Raw genomic sequence first — 9,584 nt, 5'->3', positions numbered from 1 at the left:
GTGTCAGTCAACACAGTCTTCTCTGACCGGCCGCCTTCGCGAGCAAGCTCGCTCCCACAGTGGACAATGGGTTCTGGATGTTTACGGAATGTGAGCTAGATTGCACGACATGCCTTTAGCCGAATCCGTTTTCGATTACGAAGCCCGTCTCGCCGCCTGTGCCCGTGGCGAGCGTTCGGCCCTGCGCGATTTGTATGTGCAGGAAGGTCCGCGTCTGCTCGGCGTGGCCAAGCGCCTGGTGCGCGATACGGCGCTGGCGGAGGACATTGTTCATGAGGCCTTCATCAAAATCTGGAACGGCGCGGCGGGGTTTGATCCGGCGCGCGGTTCGGCGCGTGGCTGGATGTTCAGCGTGACCCGGCATCTGGCGCTGAATCTGCTGCGTGATCACGGCCGGGAAACGCCGTTCAGCGAGGCCCACGAAACCGCTGCGGACGATGCCAGCTTCGACGCCAACGCGCATTCGACGCGCATCCACCATTGCCTTGAACAGCTGGAGCCACAACGGCGCAGTTGCGTCCTGCATGCTTACGTCGACGGCTACAGCCACGCGCAGATTGCCGCGCGCCTCGACACGCCACTGGGCACCGTCAAAGCGTGGATCAAGCGCAGCCTCAATGCCTTGCGGGAGTGCATGGGATGACCAGCGAATCAGCGCAGGAACGAGATGAACTGGCCGGCGAATATGTGCTCGGCACGCTGTCGTTCGAACAGCGCAGCGAGGTGCAACAGCGCTTGCCGAATGATCCGCAATTGCGCGCAGCGGTAGACGCCTGGGAACGGCGTCTGCTGGAGCTGACGGATCTGGCCGAACCGCAGCAACCCTCGGCGCAGTTGTGGCAACGCATCGAGCGCAGTGTCGGGCGACTGGCGCGGCAAGCACCTTCAACTTCATGGTGGAACCTGCTGCCGCTCTGGCGTGGGTTGAGCGCAGCCGGCTTGGCTGCCACGTTGATTCTCGGTTCGATCCTGCTGACCCAGACCACGCCGAAACCCAGCTATCTGGTGGTGCTGGTTGCGCCGCAGGACAAGGCCCCGGGCTGGGTGATTCAGGCGAGCAATTCGCATGAAATTCAGTTGATTCCGCTCGGCGTGGTTGAGGTGCCGGCGGACAAGGCGCTGGAATTCTGGACCAAGGCTGACGGCTGGCAGGGGCCGGTTTCGCTGGGGCTGGTCAAACCCGGGCAGGCGTTGTCGGTGCCGCTGGACAAGTTGCCGCCGCTGCAACCCAATCAGCTATTCGAGCTGACACTTGAGGGCGCCAATGGCTCGCCGATCGGCAAACCGACCGGGCCGATTCAGGCGATCGGGCGCGCTGTGAAGGTGCTGTGAGGCTCTGCTCTGCGGCTCCTGGCTACCATCATCGGCATCGATGTTCACCATCACGGCAATGAAGTTCTCATAAAAAATCCCGGGCGTAACATCTGCTCCATACCAACCAACAACACCCCGGAGCACACCATCATGAAACGCCAAACTCTTCTCGGTATCGCTTTCTCGGTCTTCGCTATCAACGCTTTCGCCGCTACCCCGGCCCACACCATGATCGCCGAAGGCGGCTCGGACAAACTGATCGAAAGCCGTTTGGCTGAAGGTGGTTCGGATCGTCTGCTTGAACGTCGCGTTGCTGAAGGTGGTTCGGATCGACTGATCGAACGTCGCGTCGCTGAAGGTGGTTCTGATCGTCTGCTTGAACGTCGCGTTGCTGAAGGTGGTTCGGATCGACTGATCGAACGTCGCGTCGCTGAAGGTGGTTCTGATCGTCTGCTTGAACGCCGCGTCGCTGAAGGTGGTTCGGATCGTCTGATCGAACGTCGCGTCGCTGAAGGTGGTTCGGATCGTCTGCTCGAACGTCGCGTTGCTGAAGGTGGCTCGGATCGTCTGCTCGAACGTCGCGTTGCTGAAGGTGGCTCGGATCGTCTGATCGAACGTCGCGTTGCCTGATGATTGGCTGTAAGCGCAACAACCCAGAGAAACCCGGCTCCCTTGGCCGGGTTTTTTATGTCTGCCTGATTTATCCGGCCTTGGCCATGCAACGCTTATAGCGCTCGTCCACGCGCTTGGCGAACCACGCTGTGGTGAGTTTGCGGGTGATCTTCGGGCTCTGCAGCACGATCCCCGGCAACACCGCGCGCGGCAGCTTTCTCCCCTCCGCTTGCTCCGCCAGTTCGAACACTCGCTGATAGAGTTTGGTCTCTTCGAATTCCAGGGTTTTGCCCTTCTCCAATTGGTCGCGAATCGTCGGGTTGCGCATGCCCAATGACTTGCCGAGGGTGCGCACCGCCAGTTCCGTGCCGCCGGGCATGATCGAGTCGTAGCGGATCAGGTCGCCATCGAGCGCTAGCGGGATGCCCGAGGCGCGGCTCACCGCGTTTTGAAATGCGGCATTACGACTGGCGTACCACCCGGCGTTGAAATCGGCGAAGCGATAAAGCGGCTCGCGATAACTCACCGGGTAACCGAGCAAGTGGGCAATACCGAAATACATGCCACCACGGCGGCTGAACACCTCGTGGCGGATCGTGCCGTCCACCGGGTACGGATAATCCTTGGCGTGTTGCTCGGCAAATTCGATGCTGACCTGCATCGGCCCGCCGGTGTGCACCGGGTTGAAGCCACCGAACAGCGTGCGACCCATCGGCACGCGGCCGATGAAGTCGTCGAAAATACCACTGAGTTCTTTCTCACTGCGCGCCGCATTCAAGCGTTCGCTGTAGGTCTTGCCGTTGGTTGAGCGCACTTGCAACGCGCCGCTGACCAACAGGCTGGGGATGTGCACTTTGGCGGCGCGACGGTCGATTTCGTCGCGGGCGATCTTGCCCAGGCCGGGCACCGTGGGGTCGGCCTGAAAGGTAGATTCCTGTTCGGCAACGGCCAGCACCGAGCAAAGATTCTGCGTGGTCGGGCTGATGTTCTGCGCGGCAAATGCAGCGTAGATATCGGTGGCCCAGCCTTGCCGATCGGCAGTCTTGGCCGGCATCAGCCGCACGATCTCGGCCTTCACTTCAGCAGGCGCACGGGGCACCGGTTCCTGGCTGCGTTGCCCGGCGCAACCGGCGAGCACCAGCAGTGCGGCGAGGGTGATCGGTAATTGAAAGTTGTGCATGAAGCTTTATCCAGTCCGTTAAGCCCAAACCACCATACACAATCCGTGTAGGAGCTGCCGCAGGCTCCTACACAGGAATGCGGGTATTGAAGGGGTGATGACAAACTGATTGCAAATCGTTACTGAGAAAACCTATCATTTGCACCTGGAGTCGCATTTGCGCAAGGAGTTCCCGCGCCGCCCTTATTTTTCTCACTGGCCGTGCGCCTCCAGGTCCCTACATGCCCGTTCCAGCTCGACTCGCCGTCCCGTTTCGCCCGACGCTTCTCGCCCTGCTGTGCTCCCTGACTGTCACCGCCCACGCCGCTGAAGGCGATACCAAAGCGCTGGTGCTGGACGACGTCAACGTCAACGCCCAAGCCCCGACGCCCAACGCCCTGCCCCCGGTTTACACGGGTGGTCAGATCGCCCGTGGCGGCCAGCTCGGCGTGCTGGGTAATCAGGACATGATGGACGTGCCGTTCAGCGCCGCCTCCTACACCGAACAATTGATTCAGGATCAGCAGGCCGAAGACGTCGCCGACGTATTGCTCAACGATTCGTCGGTGCGTCAGGCCTCCGGTTTCTCTAACCAGGCGCAGATTTTCATGATCCGCGGCCTGCCGCTGACCGGCGACGACATTTCCTATAACGGCCTGTACGGCGTGCTGCCCCGGCAGATCATTTCCACCGATGCGCTGGAGCGCGTGGAAGTGTTCAAAGGCCCGAACGCCTTTATCAACGGCGTGACCCCGACCGGTTCCGGCATCGGCGGTGGCGTCAACCTGCAACCGAAACGCGCTGGCGACGTGCCGCTGCGGCGTTACACCACCGACATCAACAGCGAAGGTCGCATCGGTCATCACTTCGACATCGGCCAGCGCTTCGGTGAAGACAACCGCTTTGGCGCCCGGATCAACCTGTCCCAGCGCGAAGGCGACACCGGCATCGATCACGAAAACCAGCGCTCGAAACTGTTTGCCATCGGCCTCGATTATCGCGGCGACGCCCTGCGCCTCTCCGGTGACTTCGCCTATCAGAAAGAACGCGTCAACGGTGGCCGCAACTCGGTCAACCTCGGCACTGCCACGCACATTCCGGACGCGCCCTCGGCCGACACCAACTACGCGCCGAAGTGGGGCTATACCGACATCGAAGACACTTTCGGCATGCTTCGCGCCGAGTACGACCTGAACGACAACTGGACCGCCTATGCAGCCGGCGGCGCCAAGCACACCCGCGAAGTCGGGCGTTACAACTCGACCACCCTGGTCGGTAACAACGGCGCGTCGTTCACCACCGGCTCGTTCATTCCGCACGACGAAGACAACACCAGCGTGATGGCCGGCCTCAACGGTAAATTCAACACCGGTTCGGTCAGCCACAAGCTCAACTTCGGCCTGACCGGCATCTGGGCCGAGCAGCGCAGCGCCTATGATTTTGACCTGACCCAATACGCCAACAACATCTACCACCCGGTACAGACGCCGTCGCCAGTGGGCAATTTTGCCGGCGGCGACTTGAATGATCCGGGCATCGTCGGCAAGACCTTCAACCGCAGCATCGCACTCTCCGACACCCTCGGTTTCTTCGATGATCGCCTGCTGGTCACCGCCGGCCTGCGTCGCCAGCAACTGGTGGTGCAAGGCTACAACTACGCCAGTTGGGGCAGCGGCGGCCGCAAGTCGAGCTACGACGAATCGATTACCACACCGGTCTACGGTGTGGTGTTCAAGCCGTGGGACCATGTGTCGTTTTATGCCAACCACATCGAAGGCCTGGCCCAGGGCCCGACCTCGCCGACCAGTTCCGGCGGATTCCGTGTGACCAACGGCAACGAAGTCTATGCACCCGCGCGCTCCAAGCAGACCGAAGTCGGGGTGAAAGTCGACATGGGCACTTACGGCGCCAGCCTCGGTGTTTATCGCATCGAGCAGCCGAGCGATGGTTACTGCGAAATCGACAGTGCGACTACCTGCACCTACGTACGTGAAGGCGAGCAGATCAACAAAGGCGTGGAAATGAACGTGTTCGGCGAGCCGATCCAGGGCCTGCGCCTGATCAGCGGTCTGACCCTGATGGACACCGAACTGAAGAACACCCTCAACGGCGCCAACGACGGCAACCGTGCGATCGGTGTGCCGACCTTCCAGTTCAACGCCGGCGCTGACTGGGATGTGCCGGGCCTGCAAGGCGTAGCGCTGAATGCGCGGATGCTGCGCACTGGCGGTCAATACGCGGATGCGGCGAACAATCTGAGCCTGCCGACCTGGAACCGCTTCGATGCGGGGGCGCGTTATGCGTTCAAGATGTCGGAGAAAGACGTGACGTTGCGTCTGGGTGTGGAGAATCTGGCGAACAAGAAGTACTGGGAATCGGCTCAGGGTGGGTATCTGACTCAGGGTGAGCCGCGGGTGGCGAAGTTGTCCGGCACTATTGATTTTTAAAGCTGAAAAGCCCCTCATCGGAACGCCGCCCGCCTAACCCTCTCCCAGAGGGAGAGGGGACTGACCGTGCTGTTCTTTCGAGCTACACCGACCTGAAATATCGAGTCGTACTCAAGCCTTAAAAAACACACAAATCGGCTCCCCTTCCCCTCGCCTTTTAGAGGAAAGGGGACTGACCGTGGTGTTCTTTCGAGCTACACCGACCTGAAATATCGAGTCGAACTCAGGTTTTGAACGGACCCCAAATCGGCTCCCTCTCCCTCGGGAGAGGGCTGGGGTGAGGGGCCCGTATTTACGTCACACAACAGCACCCCTTCCGAACACCATCAAAACCTCCCCGTCTGGCCGATCAACTGGCCAGCCTCTCCTTCTGATCCATACTTGCTGCACAGCAATCGGAGGACAGGCCCATGAACCGCAGCGACGTTCTGATCATCGGCGCCGGCCCGACCGGACTGGTGCTGGCCCTGTGGCTGAGCAAACTGGGCGTGCGCGTGCGCATCATCGATAAAACCTCCGCGCCCGGCACCACGTCGCGAGCGCTGGCGGTGCAGGCGCGCACCCTCGAGTTGTACCGGCAACTGGACCTCGCCGACACCGTGGTGCGCAACGGCCATCGGGTGGCGGCGGCGAATTTCTGGGTCAACGGTAAACCGGTCGCGCAGTTGCCACTGAACCGCATCGGCGAAGGCCTGACGCCGTACGCGTTCGTCGAAATCTTCCCGCAGGATCAACACGAACGGCTGCTGATCGAGCGTCTTGAAGACTATGGGGTCACGGTCGAACGCGATACCACCCTGGAAAGCTTCGAGGAAACCGGCGACGGCCTCACCGCGCACTTGCGCCTGCCCGATGGCGAGCAGGAAATCTGCCAGGCCTGTTATCTGGCGGGATGTGATGGCGCCCGCTCAGTGGTGCGCAAAACCCTCGACACCGGTTTTCCCGGCGGCACCTATCAGCAGATTTTCTACGTCGCCGACGTCAAGGCCAGCGGCCCGGCTATGAACGGCGAGTTGCACCTGGATCTGGATGAGGCGGACTTCCTCGCCGTGTTTCCCCTGGCCGGCGAAGGCCGCGCGCGGCTGATCGGCACGGTGCGTGATGAGCGCGCGGATCGCGCCGAAAGCCTGGAATTCTCCGACGTCAGCAGCCGTGCCATCGAACATCTGAAAGTGCATATCGAAGACGTGCACTGGTTCTCGACCTACCGCGTGCATCACCGCGTGGCCGAGCATTTTCGCAGCGGTCGTGCGTTTCTGCTCGGCGATGCCGCGCATGTGCACAGCCCGGCGGGCGGTCAGGGCATGAACACCGGCATTGGCGACGCGATCAATCTGGCGTGGAAACTCGCCGCTGTGCTCAGCGGTGGCGCCGAACCAAGCCTGCTCGACAGCTACGAAACCGAACGCATTGCCTTCGCCCGCCGACTGGTGTCGACCACCGACAAAGTCTTCAGTTTTGTCACTGCCGAAGGACGCATGGCCGATCTGCTACGCATGCGTGTGGCACCGTTTCTGATCCCGAAAATGGCTTCGTTCGAGGCCAGTCGCGAGTTCCTTTTTCGCACCGTGTCACAAGTCACCCTCAACTATCGCGGCATGCCGCTGAGCCAGGGCGCCGCCGGCCACGTGCATGGCGGCGATCGCTTGCCGTGGGCGCATGATGGTGAGGGGGATAATTACGAACCGCTAAGGCAACCATGCTGGCAGGTGCACGTGTACGGCGACACCAGCGACGAAATGATCGCCTGGTGCAATGAACACCATTTACCGCTGCATGTGTTCGACTGGCGCCCGGCGTTTGACGCGGCAGGATTAGGGCGCAACGGTTTTTATCTGCTGCGCCCGGATACTTATGTGGCGATTGCCGAAAGCAGCGCGGATCCGAAAGTGATTGAACGCTACTTCCGCGATCACGGCATCCGACCCTACTTCAACTGCCCCTGACACACCACAAATCAATTGTGGGAGCGAGCTTGCTCGCGAAGGCGTCGTGTCAGTCAACATGGATGTCTGCTGAAAGACCGCTTTCGCGAGCAGGCTCGCTCCCACAGGGATAATGCGGTGACCTTTAGATCCCGGCCAGGGCCAAGTCCATCGCAAAGTAAGTAAAGATCAAATCAGCACCCGCACGCTTGATCGCGCCCAGGCTTTCACGCACCACGCGATCCTCATCAATTGCCCCGGCCTGCGCGCCAAACTTGATCATCGCGTACTCGCCACTGACCTGATACGCCGCCAGTGGCAGGTTCGAGGCTTCACGAATGTCGCGGATGATGTCGAGGTAAGCGCCAGCCGGTTTGACCATCAGCGCATCGGCGCCTTCCTGCTCGTCGAGCAACGATTCGCGCAGGGCTTCGCGGCGGTTCATCGGGTTCATCTGATAGCTTTTGCGGTCGCCTTTCAGCGCACTGCCACCGGCCTCGCGGAACGGGCCGTAGAGTGCCGAGGCGAACTTGGTCGAGTAAGCCATGATCGGAATCTGGGTGAACCCGGCCGCGTCGAGTGCCTGACGAATCGCCCGCACCTGACCATCCATCGCCGCCGACGGCGCGATCACGTCGGCACCGGCGCGAGCAGCGGCTACAGCCTGTTTGCCGAGGTTGATCAGGGTCTGGTCGTTGTCGACCTCATGGTTGTGCATCACGCCGCAATGGCCGTGATCGGTGTATTCGCAGAAGCAGGTGTCGGACATCACGATCATCTCCGGCACAGCGTCCTTGGCGATGCGCGACATGCGCGAGACCAGACCGTCTTCGCGCCAGGTGTCGCTGCCGTTGCTGTCCAGATGATGCGACACGCCGAAGGTCATCACCGACTTGACGCCAGCACGGGCATAACGCTCGATTTCGCTGGCCAGTTTGCGCTCGGGAATGCGCATCACCCCGGGCATGCTCTTGATCGGCACGAAGTCATCGATTTCTTCCTCGACAAAAATCGGCAGCACCAGATCATTCAGGCTGAATTCGGTTTCCTGGAACAGGCTGCGCAGGCTCGCATTGCGGCGCAGACGGCGGGGACGTGCTTCGGGGAACTGACTGGACATGAGGGCCTTTCCTGAAAACGGCAGATGAGACGAAAGTCGTAGGGGGCGAAGCTTATGCCTTGCGGGGCGCGCGGTACAAACCTGGATCAATCAAGAGTGCATTACCGGGGGTGTAATAATCCCTGTGGCACAACAAATCCCCTGTGGGAGCGAGCTTGCTCGCGAAGTTGGTGTATCAGCAATAGCAATGCTGGCTGACACGACGCCTTCGCGAGCAAGCTCGCTCCCACAGGGTTATGTGTATAGCCCTGAGATTACGAGGGGATGGTCAGGCCGCGAATGACCGCTGGGCGGGCGAGGAATCGCTCCAGTACGCGGGTGACATTCGGGAAGTTGCTGATCCCGACCAGATCACCGGCCTCATAGAAGCCGATCAAGTTACGCACCCACGGAAACGTAGCGATATCAGCGATGGTATAGCGCTCGCCCATGATCCAGTCACGGCCCTCGAGCCGGCCGTCGAGAACCTTGAGCAGACGTTTGCTTTCATCGACGTAACGATCACGCGGGCGCTTGTCCTCGTAATCCTTGCCAGCGAATTTGTTGAAGAAACCGAGCTGGCCGAACATTGGACCGATGCCGCCCATCTGGAACATCAGCCACTGGATGGTTTCGTAGCGCTGCGCACCTTCCTGCGCGAGCAACTGGCCGCTTTTGTCGGCCAGATAAATCAGGATCGCACCGGATTCGAACAGCGCCAGTGGCTGATCTTCGGGGCCATGCGGATCCAGGATCGCCGGGATCTTGTTGTTCGGGTTCAGCGAAAGGAACTCGGCAGACAATTGATCATTGCTGTCGAAAGCGACCTTGTGCGGTTCGTACGGCAGGCCGATCTCTTCGAGCATGATCGAGACTTTGACGCCGTTGGGCGTCGGCAAGGAATAGAGCTGAATCCAGTCAGGGTACTGCGCCGGCCATTTCTGGGTGATCGGGAACGCGGACAGATCGGTCATGGGAAGCATCCAGTCACAATTTAAAGCCAGATCATAATTCAGAGCCGCCGCAGC

8 protein-coding genes are annotated in these 9,584 nt (G+C 60.7%); 5 read left to right on the top strand and 3 right to left on the bottom strand.

Annotated elements, in window-relative coordinates:
- Positions 1 to 109: 109 nt before the first annotated feature.
- The 3 genes from AC0ZWN_RS27865 (at position 110) to AC0ZWN_RS27855 (ending at position 1,944) form a co-directional block, all read left to right on the top strand.
- Complete coding sequence (locus tag AC0ZWN_RS27865) at positions 110 to 643, top strand: sigma-70 family RNA polymerase sigma factor (protein ID WP_460091528.1); 534 nt, start codon at positions 110 to 112, stop codon at positions 641 to 643.
- A complete protein-coding gene (locus tag AC0ZWN_RS27860; protein ID WP_476337567.1) occupies positions 640 to 1,332 on the top strand; it encodes an anti-sigma factor in 693 nt (230 codons plus the stop codon). The genes AC0ZWN_RS27865 and AC0ZWN_RS27860 overlap by 4 nt, the downstream gene beginning before the upstream one ends.
- Positions 1,333 to 1,464: 132 nt before the next feature.
- Positions 1,465 to 1,944, top strand: coding sequence for a phage infection protein (locus tag AC0ZWN_RS27855; protein WP_476337565.1), 480 nt, complete (start codon positions 1,465 to 1,467; stop codon positions 1,942 to 1,944).
- 70 nt (positions 1,945 to 2,014) lie between these two features.
- Here AC0ZWN_RS27855 and AC0ZWN_RS27850 read toward each other — a convergent pair whose 3' ends face one another.
- Positions 2,015 to 3,106, bottom strand: a complete 1,092-nt coding sequence (locus AC0ZWN_RS27850; RefSeq protein ID WP_186624122.1) for a DUF1615 domain-containing protein — start codon at positions 3,104 to 3,106, stop codon at positions 2,015 to 2,017.
- Positions 3,107 to 3,327: 221 nt separating this feature from the next.
- Between AC0ZWN_RS27850 and AC0ZWN_RS27845 the strand changes: the two genes are divergently transcribed.
- Positions 3,328 to 5,532, top strand: a complete 2,205-nt coding sequence (locus AC0ZWN_RS27845; RefSeq protein ID WP_476337564.1) for a TonB-dependent receptor — start codon at positions 3,328 to 3,330, stop codon at positions 5,530 to 5,532.
- Between the two features lie 410 nt (positions 5,533 to 5,942).
- Complete coding sequence (locus AC0ZWN_RS27840) at positions 5,943 to 7,478, top strand: FAD-dependent oxidoreductase (RefSeq protein WP_476337563.1); 1,536 nt, start codon at positions 5,943 to 5,945, stop codon at positions 7,476 to 7,478.
- A gap of 124 nt (positions 7,479 to 7,602) precedes the next feature.
- Here AC0ZWN_RS27840 and hemB read toward each other — a convergent pair whose 3' ends face one another.
- Both hemB and AC0ZWN_RS27830 read right to left on the bottom strand, forming a co-directional pair.
- Positions 7,603 to 8,577 (bottom strand): porphobilinogen synthase, encoded by a 975-nt coding sequence (hemB, locus tag AC0ZWN_RS27835; protein WP_034154617.1) that lies wholly within the window; start codon positions 8,575 to 8,577, stop codon positions 7,603 to 7,605.
- 254 nt (positions 8,578 to 8,831) lie between these two features.
- Positions 8,832 to 9,530 carry a glutathione binding-like protein gene (locus AC0ZWN_RS27830; protein ID WP_093433898.1) on the bottom strand — a complete coding sequence of 233 codons (699 nt, stop codon included), beginning with the start codon at positions 9,528 to 9,530 and terminating at the stop codon, positions 8,832 to 8,834.
- Between the last annotated feature and the right edge of the window lie 54 nt (positions 9,531 to 9,584).

Source organism: Pseudomonas sp. 3B-A001-10F (assembly GCF_056313565.1).
Note: the sequence above shows the minus strand (reverse complement) of the source record. Positions and strands in the feature narration are given on the sequence as shown.